15 protein-coding genes are annotated in these 19,979 nt (G+C 70.9%); 8 read left to right on the forward strand and 7 right to left on the reverse strand.

Annotated elements, in window-relative coordinates:
• Window positions 1-30: 30 nt before the first annotated feature.
• A complete protein-coding gene (gene groL, locus ACFPM7_RS07735; RefSeq protein ID WP_378245393.1) occupies window positions 31-1,653 on the forward strand; it encodes a chaperonin GroEL in 1,623 nt (540 codons plus the stop codon).
• 646 nt (window positions 1,654-2,299) lie between these two features.
• On the opposite strand, the gene ACFPM7_RS07740 is transcribed toward groL, so the two are convergent.
• Entirely contained in the window at window positions 2,300-4,534 is a 2,235-nt protein-coding gene (locus tag ACFPM7_RS07740; protein ID WP_378245395.1) for a PQQ-dependent sugar dehydrogenase, read from the reverse strand.
• A gap of 182 nt (window positions 4,535-4,716) precedes the next feature.
• On the opposite strand from ACFPM7_RS07740, the gene ACFPM7_RS07745 reads away from it, so the two are divergent.
• Window positions 4,717-5,526, forward strand: coding sequence for a serine hydrolase domain-containing protein (locus ACFPM7_RS07745; RefSeq protein WP_378245397.1), 810 nt, complete (start codon window positions 4,717-4,719; stop codon window positions 5,524-5,526).
• A 17-nt stretch (window positions 5,527-5,543) separates the two neighbouring features.
• Here the strand turns inward: ACFPM7_RS07745 and ACFPM7_RS07750 are convergent, their stop codons facing one another.
• The gene (locus ACFPM7_RS07750; protein ID WP_378245399.1) at window positions 5,544-7,202 is read right to left on the reverse strand and encodes a DNA repair helicase XPB; all 1,659 of its coding nucleotides are present in this window, start codon (window positions 7,200-7,202) and stop codon (window positions 5,544-5,546) included.
• Between the two features lie 102 nt (window positions 7,203-7,304).
• Here ACFPM7_RS07750 and ACFPM7_RS07755 point away from each other — a divergent pair, with 102 nt between their 5' ends.
• Window positions 7,305-7,892 carry an LppU/SCO3897 family protein gene (locus tag ACFPM7_RS07755; RefSeq protein WP_378245401.1) on the forward strand — a complete coding sequence of 196 codons (588 nt, stop codon included), beginning with the start codon at window positions 7,305-7,307 and terminating at the stop codon, window positions 7,890-7,892.
• 111 nt (window positions 7,893-8,003) lie between these two features.
• Window positions 8,004-8,888 carry an LppU/SCO3897 family protein gene (locus ACFPM7_RS07760; protein ID WP_378245403.1) on the forward strand — a complete coding sequence of 295 codons (885 nt, stop codon included), beginning with the start codon at window positions 8,004-8,006 and terminating at the stop codon, window positions 8,886-8,888.
• 45 nt (window positions 8,889-8,933) lie between these two features.
• On the opposite strand, the gene ACFPM7_RS07765 is transcribed toward ACFPM7_RS07760, so the two are convergent.
• The 4 genes from ACFPM7_RS07765 to ACFPM7_RS07780 form a co-directional block, all read right to left on the reverse strand.
• Window positions 8,934-9,710, reverse strand: coding sequence for an ABC transporter ATP-binding protein (locus ACFPM7_RS07765; protein ID WP_378245405.1), 777 nt, complete (start codon window positions 9,708-9,710; stop codon window positions 8,934-8,936).
• Window position 9,711: 1 nt separating this feature from the next.
• Window positions 9,712-10,509, reverse strand: coding sequence for an ABC transporter permease (locus ACFPM7_RS07770; RefSeq protein WP_378245407.1), 798 nt, complete (start codon window positions 10,507-10,509; stop codon window positions 9,712-9,714).
• Window positions 10,506-11,267, reverse strand: coding sequence for an ABC transporter permease (locus ACFPM7_RS07775; protein ID WP_378245409.1), 762 nt, complete (start codon window positions 11,265-11,267; stop codon window positions 10,506-10,508). The genes ACFPM7_RS07770 and ACFPM7_RS07775 overlap by 4 nt, the downstream gene beginning before the upstream one ends.
• A 61-nt stretch (window positions 11,268-11,328) precedes the next feature.
• Window positions 11,329-12,357, reverse strand: coding sequence for an ABC transporter substrate-binding protein (locus ACFPM7_RS07780; protein WP_378245411.1), 1,029 nt, complete (start codon window positions 12,355-12,357; stop codon window positions 11,329-11,331).
• Window positions 12,358-12,983: 626 nt separating this feature from the next.
• Here ACFPM7_RS07780 and ACFPM7_RS07785 point away from each other — a divergent pair.
• From ACFPM7_RS07785 to ACFPM7_RS07800, 4 genes are read left to right on the forward strand one after another with little or no spacing between them, the layout of a single operon-like run.
• Window positions 12,984-16,016: a sensor histidine kinase gene (locus tag ACFPM7_RS07785; protein ID WP_378245413.1), complete on the forward strand. Its 3,033-nt coding sequence runs from the start codon at window positions 12,984-12,986 to the stop codon at window positions 16,014-16,016.
• The gene (locus tag ACFPM7_RS07790; protein WP_189208627.1) at window positions 16,013-16,435 is read left to right on the forward strand and encodes a roadblock/LC7 domain-containing protein; all 423 of its coding nucleotides are present in this window, start codon (window positions 16,013-16,015) and stop codon (window positions 16,433-16,435) included. Before ACFPM7_RS07785 ends, ACFPM7_RS07790 begins: the two co-directional genes overlap by 4 nt.
• Before the next feature lie 10 nt (window positions 16,436-16,445).
• Window positions 16,446-17,114: a DUF742 domain-containing protein gene (locus ACFPM7_RS07795; protein WP_378245416.1), complete on the forward strand. Its 669-nt coding sequence runs from the start codon at window positions 16,446-16,448 to the stop codon at window positions 17,112-17,114.
• Window positions 17,095-17,700: a GTP-binding protein gene (locus ACFPM7_RS07800; protein WP_378245418.1), complete on the forward strand. Its 606-nt coding sequence runs from the start codon at window positions 17,095-17,097 to the stop codon at window positions 17,698-17,700. The genes ACFPM7_RS07795 and ACFPM7_RS07800 overlap by 20 nt, the downstream gene beginning before the upstream one ends.
• A 215-nt stretch (window positions 17,701-17,915) precedes the next feature.
• Here the strand turns inward: ACFPM7_RS07800 and ACFPM7_RS07805 are convergent, their stop codons facing one another.
• Window positions 17,916-19,934, reverse strand: a complete 2,019-nt coding sequence (locus ACFPM7_RS07805) for a hypothetical protein (RefSeq protein ID WP_378245420.1) — start codon at window positions 19,932-19,934, stop codon at window positions 17,916-17,918.
• Between the last annotated feature and the right edge of the window lie 45 nt (window positions 19,935-19,979).

Below are 19,979 nucleotides of genomic sequence, written 5' to 3' on the forward strand. Positions count from 1 at the left end.
GTTTCCACCCGTACGGAGGACTACACCCCAATGGCCAAGTTGATCGCGTTTGACGAGGAAGCGCGCCGCGGCCTCGAGCGCGGCCTGAACATCCTCGCCGACGCCGTCAAGGTGACGCTCGGCCCGCGTGGCCGCAACGTCGTGCTCGAGAAGAAGTGGGGCGCGCCGACCATCACCAACGATGGTGTGTCGATCGCCAAGGAGATCGAGCTCGAGGACCCGTGGGAGAAGATCGGGGCCGAGCTCGTCAAAGAGGTCGCCAAGAAGACCGACGATGTCGCCGGTGACGGCACCACCACCGCCACCGTGCTGGCCCAGGCGCTGGTCCGCGAGGGCCTGCGCAACGTGGCCGCCGGCGCCGACCCGCTGTCGCTCAAGCGCGGCATCGAGCAGGCCGTCGAGGCCGTGATCGAGCAGCTGCACAAGAACGCCTCCGAGGTCGAGACCAAGGAGCAGATCGCGGCCACCGCCTCGATCTCCGCCGGTGACTCCACGATCGGCGAGCTCATCGCCGAGGCGCTGGACAAGGTCGGCAAGGAAGGCGTCATCACCGTCGAGGAGAGCAACGCCCTCGGCATGGAGCTTGAGCTCACCGAAGGCATGCGCTTCGACAAGGGCTACATCTCCGGTTACTTCGTGACCGACCCCGAGCGCCAGGAAGCGGTCCTTGAGGACCCGTACATCCTGCTGTTCGGCTCCAAGATCTCCTCGGTCAAGGACCTGCTCCCGCTGCTGGAGAAGGTCATGCAGTCGGGCAAGCCGCTGCTGATCATCTCCGAGGACGTCGAGGGCGAGGCCCTGGCGACCCTGGTCGTCAACAAGATCCGCGGCACCTTCAAGTCCGTCGCCGTCAAGGCCCCGGGCTTCGGCGACCGCCGCAAGGCGATGCTGCAGGACATGGCCATCCTCACCGGCGGCCAGGTCATCAGCGAGGACGTGGGCCTCAAGCTGGACAACGCCGACATCTCCCTGCTGGGCCGCGCCCGCAAGGTCGTCGTGACCAAGGACGAGACCACCATCGTCGAGGGCTCGGGCGACGCGGAGCAGATCGAGGGCCGGGTCAACCAGATCCGCGCCGAGATCGACAAGTCGGACTCCGACTACGACCGCGAGAAGCTGCAGGAGCGCCTGGCCAAGCTGGCCGGTGGCGTCGCCGTCATCAAGGCGGGCGCCGCGACCGAGGTCGAGCTCAAGGAGCGCAAGCACCGCATCGAGGACGCGGTGCGCAACGCCAAGGCCGCCGTCGAGGAGGGCATCGTCGCCGGTGGTGGCGTCGCCCTGCTGCAGGCGTCCAAGACCGCGTTCGAGAGCCTGAAGCTGACCGGCGACGAGGCCACCGGCGCCAACATCGTCAAGGTCGCCGTCGAGGCCCCGCTCAAGCAGATCGCCGTCAACAGCGGTCTTGAGGGCGGCGTCGTCGTGGAGAAGGTCAAGAACCTTCCCGCGGGCCACGGCCTCAACGCGGCCACCGGCGAGTACGAGGACCTGGTCAAGGCCGGCGTCCTCGACCCGACCAAGGTGACCCGCTCCGCGCTGCAGAACGCCGCCTCCATCGCGGCGCTGTTCCTCACCACCGAGGCCGTCGTCGCCGACAAGCCGGAGAAGGCCGCGGCCGCTCCGGGTGGCGACCCGACCGGTGGCATGGACTTCTGATCCGCGCCAGGTACGCCGCGAAGGCCCGGTCCTCTTCGGAGGGTCGGGCCTTCGCCCTGCACAGGGGCTTGTGGTGAACGATCCCGACTCTGATTCCGATTCCGACTCGCGGGGGGTTCCGCCCACGCTGCAGACGATCTGCCACCGGTGTGGGGGGTCGGGGTCGGTGGCCAATCCGGTGTTGGCGGTGATTGGTGGGGTGCCCCGCTTGGTGGACAACGGGGCGCCATGTGGGATGTGCGACAAAGAGGGGCACTTCTCGGGGATACATCCGCCTGTGTGATCCGCGGTTCCACGAGGGTTCAGCGGGTTCCGTGAGGGTTCCGTGGCGGTTGGCGGGGGTGGTCCGATGGGGGTGGAGTCGTTTCGGTGGGGCCCCTACGAAGAATCGCCGCTGCGTGAGACAAAGCGTGGGATCGGCGAGCCGGTCTCACGCACGCCAGTTCAGCGGCGATTCTTCTCCCCCACCGAAACGACTCCACCCCATCGGACAGTTGGCAGTGACCCCTTGCGTGGGGCGGGGGCTGGGGGTGCGTTTGTCCTTAAAGGAACTTGTTGGTAGGTGGTAGTTGGTGGTGGTGTTGTTGGTGTCAGGCGGGGACGGGTGGACTGTCCCCGCCTGACGTTCGTTATGGGTGTGTTGGGGTTAGCAGGGGTTCAGTAGCCAGCACATGGTGTAGTTGGCGCGGTAGGTGGTGTTTGTGGACGGTGCCACGATGTTGTGGGACTGGGCGCCGCCGTGTGACCAGCCGGTGTACTTGTACTTGAGGTTCAGCAGGCCGTAGTTCTGGGGGCTGGGCGCGCTGATCGAGTTGTTGCTGCCCGCGATCACCGTGCGGGTGAACGGGGTTGTCGACTGGATGCCGCCGACCACCAGTTTCGCGCCTGAGGGGTTGGCGGTGAAGGTCAGGTCGACCGTTTTGGGCATCAGGGCGAGGGTCTTCGTCGCGGTGCGGCCGGTGGAGTCCTCGGCGGTGAGGGTGAGTTCTAGGTGGGAGGGGTATTCGTGGTCGGGGGCGATGAAGGAGCCCGAGGAGATGCCGTTCCAGTTCTGCACGATGTGTTCGTGGCAGGAGCCCTGGGTGGAGCAGTGCTGGATCGTCAGGCGCCAGGTCAGGGCTGAGGCGGGCAGGGGGCCGTCCTGGGGGTCGACGGCCTGGCCGGAGAAGGTCAGGGGTTGGCCGACGGTCCAGCGCAGGGCGGTCGTCGGGGTGTCGATGTGGGGGACCGGGTCCTGGCCGGGGGGTGCGCCGACGGTGACGGGGACGGCGGTGGTGGACGAGGCGCCGTCGGGGTCGGTGACGCGCAGGCCCACCTCGACGACGCCGGTGCTCAGGTAGGTGCGGGTCGGGGTCGCGGCGGTGGAGTCGTCGTACTGGCCGTCGGCGTCGAGGTCCCAGGCGTAGGTGAGGGTGTCGCCCTGGTCGGGGTCGGTGGAGGCGCTCGCGTCGAACTGGACTGACAGGGGGGCCGGGCCCGAGGACGGGGTCGCGGTGCCGACGGCGGTCGGCGGCCGGTTCCCGCCGCCGACGTAGGACACGCGGCGCAGCTGGCCCGCGCCGAGCGCGATGTAGTACAGGTCGCCGCCGGGGCCGGTGAGGAGCTGGACCGGGGCGTTCACACCGGTCACGAATGCCACGATGTCGTTGGGGTTGGGCTGGCCGTTCGGGCCCAGGCGCATGGCCCAGATGCAGCCGCGGGAGCTGTCGGCGAAGAACAGGGCGCCGCGGTAGGCCGCCGGGTAGTTGCTGGTGCCGTCCTCGAAGGCGATGCCGGAGACCGACGAGCCGCCGGTCGGGCAGGCGTCACCGGCGACGACCTTCGAGGCGTGGTTGTAGGCGTAGTACGGCGCGCTCTGCCCGCCGGAGGAGTACAGCGACTCGCACACGGTGACGTTCGCGCCGTCGTAGCCGGACTGGCGGGCGCTGCCCTCGAAGCAGGGCCAGCCGAAGTTCTCCGCGACCGCGTCGGTGGCGTTCGGGACGCGGTTGATCTCCTCCCAGGTTCCCCAGCCGACGTCGCCGAGCCACAGCTCGTCGGTGCCGGGGCGGAAGCCGAAGCGGAACTGGTTGCGCAGCCCGTAGGCCACGATCCGCTGGGCGTTGGCGTCGGCGCCGGCCGCGAACGGGTTGCCGGGGGCCGCCGCGCCGGTGTCCGGGTCGACGCGGATGACGGTGCCGTCGAGGGAGACCGGCTCGCCCGCGGGCCGCCGGACCGACTGGGAGCGCAGCGCGCCGCCCTTGGCGTTCGGCGGGGACAGGGTGACCCCGGCGGGCGACGGCGGGTCGGCGCACGGGTTGCCGACCTGGCCGTAGTCGGCGAAGTTGAAGCTGGCGCCGTCACCGCCGCCGACGTAGAGCATGCCGTCGGGGCCGAAGACCACGCTGCCGATGGAGTGGCTCGGGTACTGCTGGCACCAGTCGGTGATCAGCGGCTGCTCCTGCACGGCGGTGCCGCCCGAGCCCATGACGAGCTTCGAGAGCCGCGCGGTCACCACGCAGCCCTTGTCGGTCGCGCCCGGCGGCGTCGGGCACTGGTCGCCCCACTGCGGCGCCGTCCCCCCGGGCAGCGCGTCGTGGGTGTAGCCGACGTAGACGTAGGGCCGGGCCGGGAACCGCGGGTCGACGGCCAGCCCCAGCAGGCCGCGGTCCCAGAAGTCGTGCGTCTGCGGGCGCAGGTCCGCGAACACCGTCGCGGTGGTGTCCGACGGCGAGTCGAAGACCTTGACCAGCCCGCTCTTCTCGGCGACGAACACCCGCCCGTCGGGGGCGAACGCCGCGTTGGTCGGCATGGTGAGACCGCTGATCACCGCCGTGTCGGTGAAGTCGGCGGGCACCGCGGCCACCGCGGGCGTCGAGCCCGTCACCGCCAGACCGGCCACCAGACAGGCGATGACAGCCGGGACGATCCGTCTGGACTTTCCTCCGAGTAACACAAGCCCACCCCATCCATAGGGTTCAGTGACACCCACGCGTGTCACTGAGGGGAAACCGGGGGAATGATCACGCTCGTTACACATCGCCCATCAGCGGTGGTGCCAGGGTGAGCGCATAGGGTTCTGGCATGCAGAGCCTGCGTCTCCTCAGCGACTGGCCCGTCGACCACGTCGCCGCCGTTGTCGTCGCCGCGGACGGGTCCATCGTCGGTCAGCGCGGGGAGACCGGGCGGGAGTACGGGCTCGCCTCGGTCACCAAGCCGCTGACCGCCTACGGGGTGCTGCTCGCCGTCGAGGAGGGCGCCGTCGAGTGGGACGAGGAGGCGGGACCGGCCACCGTGCGCCACCTCATCGCGCACACCTCCGGGCTGGCCTTCGACACCGACGCCCGGCAGGCGGAGCCGGGCGCGCGCCGCATCTACTCCAACACCGGGTTCGCCGTGCTCGCCGACCACCTCTACAAGAACACCGGCATCGCCTTCGCCGACTACCTGGCCGAAGGCGTCTTCGGCCCCCTGGGCATGACCTCCACCCGCCTGTCGGGCAGCGCGGGCGCGGGCGCGGTCTCCACCGCCGCCGACCTCGCCCGCTTCGCCGCCGAACTCCAGACCCCGACGCTCATCAGCGCCGAGACCCTCGCCGAGGCCACCTCGGTCGCCTACCCCGGCCTCAACGGCGTGCTGCCCGGCTACGGCATGCAGAAGCCCAACGACTGGGGACTGGGCTTCGAGATCCGCGACGGCAAGTCCCCGCACTGGACCGGGACGACCAGCTCGCCGCGCACCTACGGCCACTTCGGCCAGTCCGGCACGTTCCTGTGGGTCGACCCGGACGCGGGCGCCGCCTGCGTCGTGCTCACCGACCGCCCCTTCGGCGACTGGGCCGTCGAGGCGTGGCCCCCGTTCACCGACGCCGTGCTGGCCGAACTGCGCGGCTGACCCGCGCCGCCCGGGTCCTACCCGACCTCGGGCAGCGGGCCGAGCAGGTCGTCGGCGTCGCAGATGCGGTAGGCGTAGCCCTGTTCGGCCAGGAAGCGCTGGCGGTGCGCGGCGTAGTCGGTGTCGAGGGTGTCGCGGGAGACGACCGAGTAGAAGTGGGCCTGCCTGCCGTCGCCCTTGGGGCGCAGCAGGCGGCCGAGGCGCTGGGCCTCCTCCTGGCGGGAGCCGAAGGTGCCCGAGACCTGGATGGCCACCGACGCCTCGGGCAGGTCGATGGAGAAGTTCGCCACCTTCGAGACCACCAGGCGCGGAAGCTCGCCGGAGCGGAAGGCGTCGAAGAGCTGCTCGCGCTCGGCGTTGCGGGTCGAGCCCTGGATGACCGGGCAGTCCAGCGCCTCGCCCAGCTCGGCCAGCTGTTCCAGGTAGGCGCCGATGACCAGGGTGGGCTCGCCGGGGTGGCGGTCGAGGATCGAGCGCACCACCGGAATCTTGGTGCGCGCGGTGGCGCACAGCTTGTAGCGCTCCTCCGGCTCGGCCGTGGCGTACTCCAGGCGCTCGGCGTCGGTGAGGGTGACGCGCACCTCGGTGCACTCGGCCGGGGCGATCCAGCCCTGGGCCTCCACGTCGCGCCACGGCACGTCGTAGCGCTTGGGACCGATGAGGGAGAACACGTCGCCCTCGCGGCCGTCCTCGCGCACCAGCGTCGCCGTCAGGCCCAGCCTGCGCCGGGACTGCAGGTCGGCAGTCATCCGGAAGACCGGCGCGGGCAGCAGGTGCACCTCGTCGTAGACCACCAGGCCCCAGTCACGGGAGTCGAACAGCTCCAGGTGCTTGTACTCGCCCTTGGACTTGCGGGTGATCACCTGGTAGGTCGCGATGGTGACCGGGCGGACCTCCTTGCGCTCGCCGGAGTACTCGCCGATCTCCTCCTCGGTCAGCGACGTGCGCGCGATCAGCTCGCGCTTCCACTGCCTGCCCGCGACGGTGTTGGTCACCAGGATCAGCGTGGTGGCCTTGGCGTGCGCCATGGCCGCCGCGCCGACGAGCGTCTTGCCCGCCCCGCAGGGCAGCACCACCACGCCGGAGCCGCCGTCCCAGAACGCCGAGGCGGCCTGGCGCTGGTACTCGCGCAGCTCCCAGCCGTCCTCCTGCAGCTCGATCGGGTGCGCCTCGCCGTCGACGTAGCCCGCGTGGTCCTCGGCGGGCCAGCCGACCTTGAGCAGCACCTGCTTGAGCCGCCCGCGCTCGCTGGGGTGCACGACGACGGTGTCGGGGTCGATGCGCGCGCCCATCATCGGGGCGACCTTCTTGTTGCGCAGCACCTCCTCCAGCACCGCGCGGTCGGTGGTGGACATGACCAGGCCGTGGGCCGGGTGGTTGTGCAGGCTCAGCCGCCCGAACCTGGCCATCGTGTCGACCACGTCGATCAGCAGCGGCTGGGGCACCGGGTAGCGCGAGTACGTCGTCAGGGCGTGCACGACCTGCTCGGCGTCGTGCCCGGCGGCGCGCGCGTTCCACAGCGCGAGCGGGGTCACGCGGTAGGTGTGCACGTGCTCGGGCGCGCGCTCCAGCTCGGCGAACGGCGCGATGGCGGTGCGCGCGTCGGCCGAGCGGGGGTGGTCGACTTCCAGCAGCAGGGTCTTGTCCGACTGCACGATCAGCGGTCCGTCGGTCATCCCGCCATTGTCCCAGGAGCGGGCCGGGGGCATCGGGTACCGTCCTGCCGGCCGCGCCACCCCACTCCCGGCGCACCCCCGATCAGCCACCGGAGGCGACCAATGAGCGAGCAGGACAAGCGGGCCGACACCGGGGCGGACGCGCCGGAGGAGACCCCGGCGGCGGTGCGGGCCGACGGCGCGGCCGGGACCTGGACGCGCAAGGTGGTCGGCCTGCCGCTGTGGGCGCTCGTCGCGGTCGTCGCCGTGCTGCTCGGCGCGGGCGGGTTCGCGATCTACAAGGCCGTGGCCCCGGGCGCGAGCAGCGCCTCCGGCGAGTGCGTCGCGGTGACCGGCGTCGACGACGCGGCCAAGACCGAGGTCGTCGACTGCGCTGCCCCGACGGCGGGCTTCAAGCTGGCCTCCGCCCTCGACCTTGAGGACGCGGGCTGCCCGGAGGGCGCCTACCGCGAGGTGCGCACCGACTCGGAGCTGCTGTGCCTGATGCCGAACTTCGTCGCGGGCACCTGCTACGTGCCCGACGACCCCAACGCGGGCTTCAAGGCGGGCGACTGCGCCGACGAGGTCGCCATCCGGATCTCCGAGGTGATCGAGGGCACCACCGACCCGTCGGGCTGCCCGGACGGCAGCGGGCTGGGCTACCCCGACCCGCCGGTCGTCTTCTGCATCGAGACACCCAGCGCGGAGTGACGACGCGCCTATCGGTCCGAACAGCCGACGCACGGGTCAAGCGCGGGTTAGATTGCAGCGCCGCCGCGAGGCGGTGAGCGATTTGAGGGCCCCCACAGAGAGTTGCCGCAGATGTCCAACCCCCAGCCGCCTTACGGCCAGCAGCCGCCCTACGGCCAGCAGCCGCCGCACGGGCAGCCCCACCCCGGCACGCCGCCGCACGGCCAGCCCCAGGGCCAGCCGTTCCCCGGCACCCCGCCGCAGGGCCAGCCGTTCCCCGGCACGCCGCCGCAGGGCCAGCCGTACCCGGGCACCCCGCCGCAGGGCCAGCCCCAGGGCCAGCCGTTCCCCGGCACCCCGCCGCAGGGGCAGCCCTACGGCCAGCAGGGCCAGCCCTACGGTGGTCCGCCGCCGCAGGGCCAGCCCTACGGCGGGCAGCCCCAGGGTGAGCAGCCCTACGGCCAGCAGGGGCAGCCCTTCCCGGCCGCTGCGCCGGAGGGCGTGCCGCAGAAGAAGTCGAACGTCAAGGTCCGCGCGATCGCGGTGATCGTGGCGCTGCTCGTGGTCGGCGGCGTCGGCTTCTACTTCTTCAACATCTCGCCCGCCAGCGCCGAGGCCGGGGACTGCATCAAGGTCAACAAGGCCGAGGAGAACGACGCCGACGTCGAGAAGATCGACTGCGCGGGCCCCGAGGCGGTCTTCAAGGTCGGCAAGAAGCTGGACAGCGCCTCGGCGACGTGCCCGGACGGCGACTACGTCAGCTACATGCAGTCCGGCAGCGGCACCGACTTCACGCTCTGCCTGGTCTACAACGTCGCCAAGGGCGACTGCCTGTCGCAGCCCGACGCTGCGGACAAAGCCAGGAAGGTGGCGTGCGACGACAGCGGCGTCGAGGTCGAGATCCTCGACGTCATGGCGGGCAAGACCGACCCGAACGAGTGCCAGGGCGTTGAGGGCGCGACCGCGGCGATGGGCTACAGCGAGCCCGCGATGATCATCTGCGCCAAGACGGTCTGAGACCGGGCGGACAGGGGTGGGGAAGCGCGCTTCCCCACCCCTTCGCTATGCCTGGACCGGCTCCCTGCTCTGCAGCAGGCCCGCGACCTTGGCCCGCAGCTCCACGAACTCCTCCGAGGCGCGGGTCGCGATCTGCTCGCGCTCGGCGCCCAGCGGCACCTCCAGCGAGGCGACCGCGGTGGCCGGGGACTTGGACAGCACCAGCACCCGGTCGCCGAGGTACACGCTCTCGTCGATGTCGTGGGTGACCAGCAGCACGGTGGTCTGCTGCTCGCGGCGGACCTTGAGCAGCAGGTCCTCCAGCTCGAAGCGCGTCTGCGCGTCGACGGAGGCGAACGGCTCGTCCATCAGCAGCAGCGCGGGCCGGTAGGCCAGCGCCCTGGCGATGGCGACGCGCTGCTGCATGCCGCCGGAGAGCTGCCACGGGTGCTTGCGGGCCGCCGCCGAGAGGCCCACGGCGGCCAGCGCCTCGTCGGCGCGCTCGCGCCGCTTGGCCTTGGGCAGGTCGTGCAGCGGGAACTCGACGTTGCGCTGCACGCTCAGCCAGGGGAACAGCGAGCGGCTGTAGTCCTGGAACACCACCGCCAGGTCCGAGGGAACGCCGTCGACCGGGGTGCCGTGCAGGCTGACGCTGCCCTCGGTGGGCCGGATCAGCCCCGAGATGGTGCGCAGCAGCGTCGACTTGCCGCAGCCGGACGGGCCGACCACGCACAGCAGCTCGCGCTCGGCGACGGTGAAGGACAGGCCGGAGATCGCGGTGTGCGCGCCGTCCTTGCCCTGATAGGTGTGTCCGAGGCCGGTGACCTCAAGCATGGGGCTCACGTCATCCTCCAGTCGCCAGGGTCTGGGCTTCGAGGGAGTGCCGGGGCTGCCACGCCAGCGCCCGGCGTTCGGCGATGAGCAGCAGCGAGTTGAACAGGTGCCCGAGGACGCCGAGGGTGATGATCCACGCCCACATCTCCGGGATGGCGTAGCTCTGTTGCGCCAGCACCAGCAGGTAGCCGATGCCGTTGACCGAGCCGACCAGCTCCGAGATGACCATGACGATCACCGCGATGGACAGGCTCAGCCGCAGTCCGGCGAACACCTTGGGCAGCGCGGCGGGCAGAACGACGCCCAACGTCCACTGCACCGGGGTGAGCCGGAAGACCTCGGCGGTCGCCACTTTGGTCGCGTCGACGCCGCGGGCGCCGTCGACGGTGTTGAGCAGCACCGGCCACAGCGCGCCGAAGATGATCGTCGGCAGCTGCATGTTCGTCACCCCGACGGAGGCGACGAAGAACGGTACCAGCAGCGGCGGGGGCACCGACCGCAGGAAGTTGAACAGCGGGCCGAGATAGGACATGGCCCGCGCCGAACGGCCGAGCAGGATGCCGAGCGCGACGCCCGCCACGCCCGCCAGCGCCCAGCCGAGCAGCATGCGCCCGACACCGGGGACCATGTGGTCGCCGAAGGCCGAGGAGAACCACAGCTCCAGCATCGTCGGCACGATGGTCGTCGGCGGCGGGAAGAACACGTCTTCAGCCAGTCGGGTGGCCAGCTCCCAGGCCGCGACCGCGACGAGGAACACCGCCCAGCGCTGCGTCACGCCGGTGAGCCAGGTCCGCGCGCGGGCGCTCATCGGTCCGCCTCCTTCGGCGCGGTCCAGAAGAACAGCCGACGGTGCAGCCGCTCCAGGCCCGCGTTGGCCGCGTAGCCGATCAGGCCGGCGAGCACGGTGGCGGCCAGCACCTGGTCCATGTAGGCCCCGCCGCTGCCCGCCAGCATGATGAACTGGCCGATGCCCAGCGACCCGCCCGCGAACAGCTCGGCGCTGATCACCACGGCCAGGGCCATGGCGGTGGAGAGCCGCACGCCGGTCAGCACGAACGGCGCCGCACTGGGCAGCGCCACCCGGCCGAGCACGCCCACCCGGCTGGTGCCGAAGGCGCGCGCGGTGTCGACGTGCAGGGGGTCCAGCTCGTCGAGGGCGTAGATGGTGTTGAACAGGATCGGCCAGACGGCGGCGTAGACCGCCAGGATGATCTTGGTGTCGGGCCCGGTGCCGAAGGTCATCGCGGCCAGCGGGATCAGCGCGACCGACGGGATCGGCCGCAGGAACTCCACCAGGGTCATGGCGGCCCTGCGCACGGCCGAGACGCTGCCCAGCAGCAGCCCGGCGGGCACGGCGACGCAGACCGCGATGACGACGGCGATGAGCGTGGCCAGCGTGGTGGCGATGAGGGCCCGGAGGAACTCGGCGTCGCCGAGGAGCCCGACCATGGTGGGCAGGACGACGCTGGGCGGGACGAGGTAGTTGCTCGGAACGAGGTCGGTGCGGCTGGCCAGCTCCCACACGGCGAACAGGCCCACCACCCCGACCAGCCCCGGCGGGACCAAGCGGAGAAGGTGTTTCACTGCGCGTGGCCCCGGGGCGACGCCCCGGGGCCCACCTCCTGAATCAGCCGGTCGCCGGGGAGCTGACGATCATCGGGGCGACGTCGAGCGGTGCCTGGATCGCGCCGAACTCGTGCAGCAGGTTGGCCGTGCGCTGGATGCGGTTGGCCTCAAGCCGCGTGGAGTAGGTCGAGATGGTCACCAGCTTCGCGGTGTTCTCGTCCAGCCGCGCGTACTTGACGAACATCGGCTCCATCTTGGTGCGGTCGCTGGACTCCGAGTGCGCCTTGGCCATCGCGCGCTGGAACGCGGCGATGGTGTTGGGCGAGGAGGAGGCGAACTTGCCCGCGCCGCCGACGGCGATGTAGCCCGACATGGGCAGCTCGGCGGTCGGGCCGGAGGCTGCGTCCAGCACCGGGACGGCGCCCGCTTCCTTCATGGCCATGGTGACGAACGGCTCAACGACCACGGCGGCGTCGACGTCGCCCTTGGTCATGGCGCCGAGCATGTCCGGCAGCGCCATGGGGATCCAGTCGATCTCGTTGTAGTCGATGCCCTGGACCTTCATCACGGCCATCGGGGCGAGGTCGGTGAAGGTGTTCTTCGCCGTGATGGCGATCTTCTTGCCGGGCAGGTCGGTGGCCTTCTTGACCGGGGAGTTCGGCGTGGCCACGACCATCAGGTGGTTGGCCTTGGCCGAGAGCCCGTCGGCCACGATCTTGAAGTCGGCCACGCCCTGGCTCTGCGCGGTGAACGTCGCCGCGTAGGTGGAGAAGGTGATGTCCAGGCTGCCGTTCATGATGCCTGCGACCGCCGCCTGCCCGTTGGGCTGGACGACCGTCTCGACCTCGAGGCCTTCCTCCTTGAAGTACCCCCGCTCGATCGCGTAGTGCAGCGGCGCGACGTCGACGACGGGGATGGTGCCGACCTTGATCTTGGTCTTCTCCAGGCCGCCCGCCCCGGAAGCGGGGGCGGCACCTTCGTCGTCTCCGCCGAGCAGACCGCAGCCGGTCAGGGTCGCGGCCAGCGCGACGGCGAGGCCGGCGATCGGCAGGCGGACGCGGGCAGTCCGCCTGGTAACGCTTCGGAGCATGAAGCTCTCCTCGTAGGAGGTTGGCAATTGTCGAGGTTGTGGGCCCCCCTGGCACCAGCATGCACTCTAGAGACTTAGCACCACAGTCACAATGAGTGCGCAGGGCTCTCCACGCGGTGAACTCTCTCACTGAATCAGTGGATGTCGTTGGCCCACTTGGCGCAATTACCGGGCGCTGCTGACCTGGGGTTTACCGTCCGTGACCGGTTCAGTGAACGGCCGTTCACAATGCCGCCATTGGAGTGAAGGATGACGTCGGAATTCCGGTAAATGGATCACTGACAGAGAAACTTGCAGAGGCTAACTACCTGATACGGCCTGTGATGATGCCCTGGAAGGGTTACATCGTGGCCTAGACTTCGCTACCTTCTGTGTCCACAGTGTGGGTGCGCGCTGGGAGCGCGCCCGCCCTGCAGCGGTAGGAGCGGTCGTGATGCGCGCAGACCACGGCGGTCCCGAGGGGGCCGGCGGCGTGCTGCATCATGGAGCGCCGGGGGCGTCCGCGTGGATTGACCGGTTAGAGCTGAACACCGACTAACGGGCACGGCTCAGATGCAGGGAGTGCGCATGCAGTGCCCGACCACCCCGGTGGGGTCGACGCAGGCCGAGGGAAAGACGGTGTCGCCGTGTCCGAGATAGAGACGAGCGCGCCCGCGCCCCGCTCGCCTGCCCGCAGGACCGTCGAGGGCGGTTCGCGCTGGAAGCTGCGCAACTGGCGGCTGCGGACCAAGCTGATCGCGGTTCTGCTGATCCCCGTCATGGCCGCCATCGCGCTCGGTGTGCTCCGCGCCACCAACGAGCTCGACCGCGCGCAGACCTTCGACGACGCCGCGACCAGCGTCACCGCCACGCTCGACGTCGTCGCCCTCGTGCACGACCTGCAGAACGAGCGCAACCTCGTCGTCGCCTTCGTCGCGGGCGGCCGCACCGGCGACACCGGCCCCATGCAGGGCCAGATCCAGCGGACCAACGCCAGCCTGGGCAGGCTCCAGCAGGCCGTGGAGAACGTCTCCACCGAGCGCGGCGACCTGCTGGTCCGGCTGCGCGACCGCCTCGGCGCCATCGCCTCGGTGCGCGAGGCCGCGGTCAACAGCGACTACCCCGACGTCGGTGTCTACCGCTCCTACACCAGCCTCCTGGAGACGGTGCTCTCCGCGGGCGTGGAGTTCACCTCGTCGCTGGTGCAGCCCGAGCTGTCGCGTCTCGGCGCGGCCTCGCTGGCCATCGTCGAGGCCAAGGAGTTCCTCGGCCAGGGCAACGCCGCGCTGACCATCGCCATCGAGCGCAACGCGTTCCCGCCCGGCTTCCTGGACCTGACCCGTGCCGCGGACGCCAGCTTCGCCGCCTCGGTCGCCAACTTCCGGGCCAACGCCCAGCCCGCCGAGGCGCAGTTCTTCGCCGACACCTTCACCGGCGCCGAGATCGACTCCCGCGAGCGGCTCAAGCTGACCGCGATCAGCCGCTCCGAGCGCGGTCTGAGCCTGGGCATCGACCGCAACGACTTCAACGCCGCCGCCCGCGCGGCCAGCGAGGCCCTGCGCAAGGTCGAGATCGCCCTGCTCGACCGGCTGCGCGAGTCCGCGCTGGAGGCCGCCGACGACGCCCTGGCCAACGCCTGGCGCGATGCGATCATCGTGCTGCTGGCCGTGCTGGCCGCCATGGTCGTCACCTTCGTCGTCGCCCGCTCGCTGCTGGTGCCGCTGCGCGTGCTGCGCCGCGACGCCCTGGACGTGGCCAACCGGCGGCTGCCGGAGACGGTGCAGCGCATCCTCGCCGACCCCGACCCCGTCGAGGCCGCGAAGAACGCGGTGGAGCCGGTGCCGGTGTTCACCAGGGAGGAGACCGGCCAGCTGGCCCGCTCCTTCGACGCGGTGCACGACCAGGCGGTCCGCATGGCGACCGAGCAGGCGCTGCTGCGCGACAACATCAACAGCATCTTCGTCAACCTGTCCCGCCGGTCGCAGACCCTGGTCGAGCGCCAGCTCGCCCTCATCGACCGGCTGGAGCAGGACGAGCAGGACCCCGACCAGCTGGCCTCGCTGTTCGAGCTCGACCACCTCGCGACCCGCATGCGGCGCAACTCCGAGTCGCTGCTGGTGCTCTCCGGCTCCGGCCTCTCCCGCCAGCTCTCGCGCCCGGTCCCGGCCTCCGAGGTCGTCGGCGCCGCGGTCTCCGAGGTCGAGCAGTACGCCCGCATCGAGGTGCTCTCCGCCCCCGAGATCTCCGTCCAGGGCCGCGCGGTCTCCGACCTCGTGCACCTCATCGCCGAGCTGCTGGACAACGCCACGTCGTTCTCCGAGCCGGACAAGAAGGTCTACGTCCGCATGGCGGTGACCCGCAAGCGGGAGCTGGCCGTGCAGATCACCGACTCCGGCGTCGGCATGACCGCCGAGGAGATCGACGCGGCCAACACCCGCCTGGCCGACCCGCCGGACCTCGACGTCGCCGTGACCAGGCGCATGGGCCTGTACGTGGTCGCGCGGCTGGCCAAGCGGCACGACATCAAGGTCAGGCTCCGGGAGAACGAGGACATCGAGGGCGGCCTCATCGCCCGGATCACCGTCCCCGCCGCCCTGGTCTACAGCAGCCCGACCGCGGGCCAGCACCCGACGATGACCTCCCTGTCGTCGATGTCGTCGATGTCACCGCTGCCGTCGGCCACCTCCGCGACCTCGGCGTCGCTGTCGGCGGCCTCGCCGTCGGAGTCCTCGCTGTCGGGGCAGTCGCTGTCGAGCCTGTCGCTGTCCTCGCCGATCGCGCCCGCCACCCCGTCCGGCGGCTTCCCGCTGCCGCAGCGGCCGGGCGAGGTGGGCGAGACCGCGGCCAAGGCCAGCGGCATCGCGGGCGCCTTCACCGGCGGTGTGCCCAGGGTGCGCACGGAGGGCGGCTTCCTCAGCGAGTCCCAGGTCGACCGGCACGCCGACGAGGTCGCGGGGTTCCCGCCGTTCACCGTCAACGACGACCCGGAGGACACCGGGGGCTGGGGCCCGCCCGCCTCGCCCGAGGAGATCCGCGCCCGGCTCAACGGCCACCTCGTCGACAACGAGGACGCCCACCTGCTCTTCGGCGCCCCGATGGACACCCCGGCCGACTCGGCGCCCGCGTCCGGGTCCAACGGCACCGCGACGGCCTTCATCCGGCCGCCCGACCAGGTCGTGGACGCCCCGACCGAGCGGCTGCCGATCTACGAGGCCGTCCTGTCGCAGTGGTTCGAGGCAGGCGAGAACGGCGGCCAGGACGGCCCCGGCGAGCCCCCGATCCCCGCCGAGGAAGCCGCACCCGCGGCGACCGAGCCCGCCGAGGAGCCCGAGGAGACCCGCGCCGCGGCGTGGACCTCCCCCGGCGACGACGGCTGGCAGCGCGCCCGCGCCCTGCTGGACTCGCCGCCGGAGACCGCCAGCACCACGGCGGGCCTGCCCAAGCGCGTCCCCAAGCAGCACCTGGTTCCCGGGTCGGCAGCGCCCCGAGAGACGCAGCAGGAAGGCGGCACGGCCGAGCCGCTGCTGCCCCCGCTGCCCCCGCGCACCGCAGACGCGATTCGCGGCCGCATGTCCAGCTTCCAGCAGGGGGTGCGCCGAGGTCGACACGCGCTCATCGACGCTTACGCTGGTGACCAGAACGGTTCCGACGAGAGCCGCCGAGACGAGGAGCAGGAGTGACCGCGTCCGCACAGCAGCCCGGCAGTTTCGGGTGGCTCATCACCGATTTTGTCCGCCAGGTGCCAGGCGTCGCGCACGCCGTCGTGGTGTCGGCGGACGGCCTGCTGCTCGCCAGCTCGCAAGGCCTGCCCAGGGACCGCGCCGAGCAGCTCTCGGCCGTGGCCTCCGGCCTGGTCAGCCTCACCCAGGGCGCGGCGCGCTGCTTCGAGGCGGGCGGGGTCAACCAGACCGTGGTGGAGATGGACAGGGGCTACCTGTTCCTGATGTCCATCTCCGACGGCTCCTGTCTGGCCGTGCTCGCCGCTCCGAACTGCGACATCGGGCTGGTCGCCTACGAGATGACCTTGCTCGTCGAGCGGGTCGGCCAGCAGATGACGCCGGAGCTGCGCGCGCAGCTACAGGGCACCCAGCGCAGGTAAGGGGCGGTCGATGACCACGGGTCGTAGGGCCGCCGGCAGGCGCGCCGAGGAGGACTACCCGTACCGGGACCTGTTCGACGCCGAGACCGGACCGGACCACCCCAGCCCGGACGAGCGGAGGACCGAGATGTCGGAGCGCGGCTGGGAGGACTTGCCGGAGCACGGCGAGCCACCGAACAGGTTCGACATCAACGGATTCCAAGCCAGGCTGTTCGGTGGTCCGGGAGCGACCCTGTACGGCGATTCCGGCATCCCGGCCCAGTCGGACTGGGACTCCAAGGAGATCCCGGCCATCGAGCCGGACCCGCTGCCCGACCCGGAGGAACCGGCGCCGCACGAGACCGGCTCGCTGGTCCGCCCGTACACCAAGACCGGTGGCCGCACCCGCTCGGACTACGACCTGGCCATCGAGGCCCTGGTCTCCACCAGCGACCGCGGCCGCATGCCCGACCCGAACGTGCGCGCCGAGCACCGCACCATCTGCGGCCTGTGCTTGGATACGCGCTCGGTCGCCGAGGTCGCCGCGCACCTGCGGCTGCCGCTCGGCGTCGCCAAGGTGCTCATCGGCGACATGGCCGGACTCGGCTTGGTCTCCATCCACCAGAGCGGCATGGTCGTCGGTGACCGGCCTTCGATCGAATTCATGGAAAGGGTGCTCAGTGGGCTCCGCAGGCTCTAGTCCCCTCAGCGCGCGCGGCGCGGCGCCGCAGCCCACCACCTCGGCCAAGATCGTGGTCGCCGGCGGGTTCGGCGTGGGCAAGACGACGCTGGTCGGGTCGGTCTCCGAGATCGTCCCGCTGACCACCGAGGCCGTCATGACCGAGGCCAGCGTGGACGTCGACGACCTCTCGTCGACCCCGAACAAGGTGACCACGACCGTCGCCATGGACTTCGGTCGCGTGTCCCTGGACTCCGACCTGATCCTCTACCTGTTCGGCACCCCCGGCCAGCACCGCTTCTGGTTCATGTGGGACGACCTCGTCCGCGGCGCCATCGGCGCCGTCGTCCTGGTCGACACCCGCCGCCTGGCCGACGCCTTCGCCTCGATCGACTTCTTCGAGGACCGAGGCCTGCCCTACATCATCGCCCTGAACTGCTTCGACCGCGTCCTGCACCACCGCATCGACGACGTCCGCGAAGCCCTCACGATCGACAAGAGCGTCCCGATAGTGACTACGGACGCCAGGGACCGCGAATCCACCAAGGAAGTCCTCATCACCTTGGTCGAGCACGCCATGCAGCAGCGCATGTCCCGCGCGGGCTGACCTCTTCCCGCCCAGCTTCCGAGGCCGCCTCCCCTGTGTGGGGGGCGGCCTCGCTGGTTCCGGCCGCCACCGTGGTCAGCCGACTTCCGGGCCAGGCTGCCGACCACCCTCCCCACTTCACCCATCGGCACTTCTCTGGTCGTGTCGCGTGTGGAGGGTGGTCGGTTGAGTGGGCCTGGGCAGTGAGGGCAGGGAGGAAGGTGGGCAAGGTGGGGTCAATCCGCCGACCTGGCCCCCAATCCCGCCTCAACCGGCCCGGGCGTCCCGTTGAGCACGCTCTCGCCCATGCCGGAAACCACGCCCTCCGAGAAGAACCCGCTCCCCACCGAAACCTCCCCGGACCCATCATCAGACCCGTTGTAAGCCTCGCTCACCAGAGCGATCTCCGGCGCCAGCGAACTGAACCCCATCCCCTCCGGTATGAGGTCAAGCACCTCCACCCCGCCCTCTCCGTCCACAACAGACCCAGCGGCCTCCGCGAACGCCTCGATCCCCGTCAGTGTCACGTCGAAGTCGACCAGCCGTAGCCCGTTTCCGCTCCACTGCTGCCACTTCTCCAGGAAGCTCGACCAGTCCGAGTTCACCCACAGCCCGTACCCGCCCGCCCCGGCCCGGAACACCCCCGAGTACCGCCGCTGTCCGCCGATCTCCGCGATGTCCAGGTCCACGAGCCGCAGCCCCTGCCCCGACCACTCCTGCCACTTGGCCACGAAGCTCTCCCAGGTCGCGTTCACCCACAGCCCGTAGCCCCCGGCTCCGGCGTTGAACACCCCGGAGTAGCGCACCTGGCCACCGAAGGTCGTGATCGTCAGGTCGTCCAGTCGCAGCCCGGCGGCGCTCCACTCCTGCCATTTGGCCACGAAGCTGTTCCAGTCGGCGTTCACCCACAGCCCGTACCCGCCCGAGCCGGCCCGGTACACCCCCGAGTACCTGGCTTGGCCGCCCACGTCGGTGATGTCCAGGTCCACCAGGCGCAGGCCCTGGCCCGACCACTCCTGCCACTTGCCGACGAAGCTGTTCCAGTCCGTGAGCGCCCACAGCCCGTAGCCGCCCGTCCCCGCGGTGAACACCCCGGAGTAGCGCAGCTGGCCGCCCGGTCTGCTGACCTCCAGTTCGTCGAGCCGCAGGCCCGCCGCGCTCCACTGCTGCCACTTGGCCACGAACGCGTTCCAGTCCGCGTTCACCCACAGGCCGTAGCCGCCGGTGCCCGCGGTGAAGACGCCCGAGTAGCGCTGGCCCTGGGGGAAGCCCAGGTGGTACGGGGTGTGGTCGCACATCTCCCAGCTGTTCTGCTTCATGATGCAGGGCACTGGGCCGGTGGCGCAGTTGTCGCAGTTGGCGTTCGGTTTGCCGAAGAAGCCCCAGGAGCCGCCGCAGGTGCAGCCGGAGGAGGCGTACTCGTCGGGCGCGCCGAAGATGTGGCCGGTCTCGTGGGCGAAGACGCGGTCGATGTTGTCCGGGCCCCAGCCGTTGTTGGCGTAGGCCATCACCAGGCGGGGACCGCCGATGGAGGCGTAGCCGAAGTGCTTGAGCGGGTACTTGGTGAAGAACGCCACGTACGCCCAGTCCGTGCTCAGCCCGGTGCGCAGGGACTCCGCGTAGGCGCTCACGCCCGCCAGGCCCGCGCCGAAGCCGAGGGCGGCCATCGCCGGGTCGCGCCACAGCGGTTCCTTCTCCGCGTCGGTGGCGTTCGGGTCGGGGGTCACCGCCAGGGTCACCACGCGGATGCTGTGTACCCAGGTCACGCCGCCGGGGGAGCTCTGCGCGCCCAGCCAGCTCAGGCCGTTCTGCACCTCGGCGACGACCTTGGTGCGCTCGTCCTGGCTGAACCGCAGGTCGGCGGTCGGCCCCTCCACGATCACCACGCCGACGGCGACGCGGCCGGTCAGCCGGGCGCTCAGCGCGGCCCCGGCGTCCTCGGGGCCCGGGGCGTCGGGATCGCCGGGGTCGCCGTCGAAGTGGTCGGGGGCGTCGGCGTCGCCCCAGTCGGCGCCGTCCAGCGGGCGGTTCGCCTTCGCCTCGGCGTACTCATCGGAGGAGCGCAGCGCGAAGGCGGCCAGGCCTAGCGCTCCGGTCTCGTCCAGGTCGTCGGCGTGCTCGGCGGCGGGCGGCGTCGCGCCCGCGGGGAACGCCCCGACCACCACCCTGGGTCCGTACTCGTGCGCCACCACCGCGCTGGGCAGCTCCCGCGCCCCCACCACAGCCCGCTCGGATAAACCGGTGTCTCCCGCCATCGCCCCGCGCCTTCCGTCTCAGGGGACCCACCCCCGACGTCAGGC

The sequence above is a fragment of the Actinokineospora guangxiensis genome, assembly GCF_042657845.1.
Taxonomy (GTDB): domain Bacteria; phylum Actinomycetota; class Actinomycetes; order Mycobacteriales; family Pseudonocardiaceae; genus Actinokineospora; species Actinokineospora guangxiensis.

Bases quoted from the DNA above. Each gene is read 5' to 3' on its own strand.
- groL (WP_378245393.1), top strand. From the start codon at position 31: ATGGCCAAGTTGATCGCGTTTGACGAGGAAGCGCGCCGCGGCCTCGAG.
- ACFPM7_RS07745 (WP_378245397.1), top strand. From the start codon at position 4,717: ATGCAGAGCCTGCGTCTCCTCAGCGACTGGCCCGTCGACCACGTCGCC.
- ACFPM7_RS07750 (WP_378245399.1), bottom strand. From the start codon at position 7,202: ATGACCGACGGACCGCTGATCGTGCAGTCGGACAAGACCCTGCTGCTG.
- ACFPM7_RS07755 (WP_378245401.1), top strand. From the start codon at position 7,305: ATGAGCGAGCAGGACAAGCGGGCCGACACCGGGGCGGACGCGCCGGAG.
- ACFPM7_RS07760 (WP_378245403.1), top strand. From the start codon at position 8,004: ATGTCCAACCCCCAGCCGCCTTACGGCCAGCAGCCGCCCTACGGCCAG.
- ACFPM7_RS07770 (WP_378245407.1), bottom strand. From the start codon at position 10,509: ATGAGCGCCCGCGCGCGGACCTGGCTCACCGGCGTGACGCAGCGCTGG.
- ACFPM7_RS07780 (WP_378245411.1), bottom strand. From the start codon at position 12,357: ATGCTCCGAAGCGTTACCAGGCGGACTGCCCGCGTCCGCCTGCCGATC.
- ACFPM7_RS07795 (WP_378245416.1), top strand. From the start codon at position 16,446: ATGACCACGGGTCGTAGGGCCGCCGGCAGGCGCGCCGAGGAGGACTAC.
- ACFPM7_RS07805 (WP_378245420.1), bottom strand. From the start codon at position 19,934: ATGGCGGGAGACACCGGTTTATCCGAGCGGGCTGTGGTGGGGGCGCGG.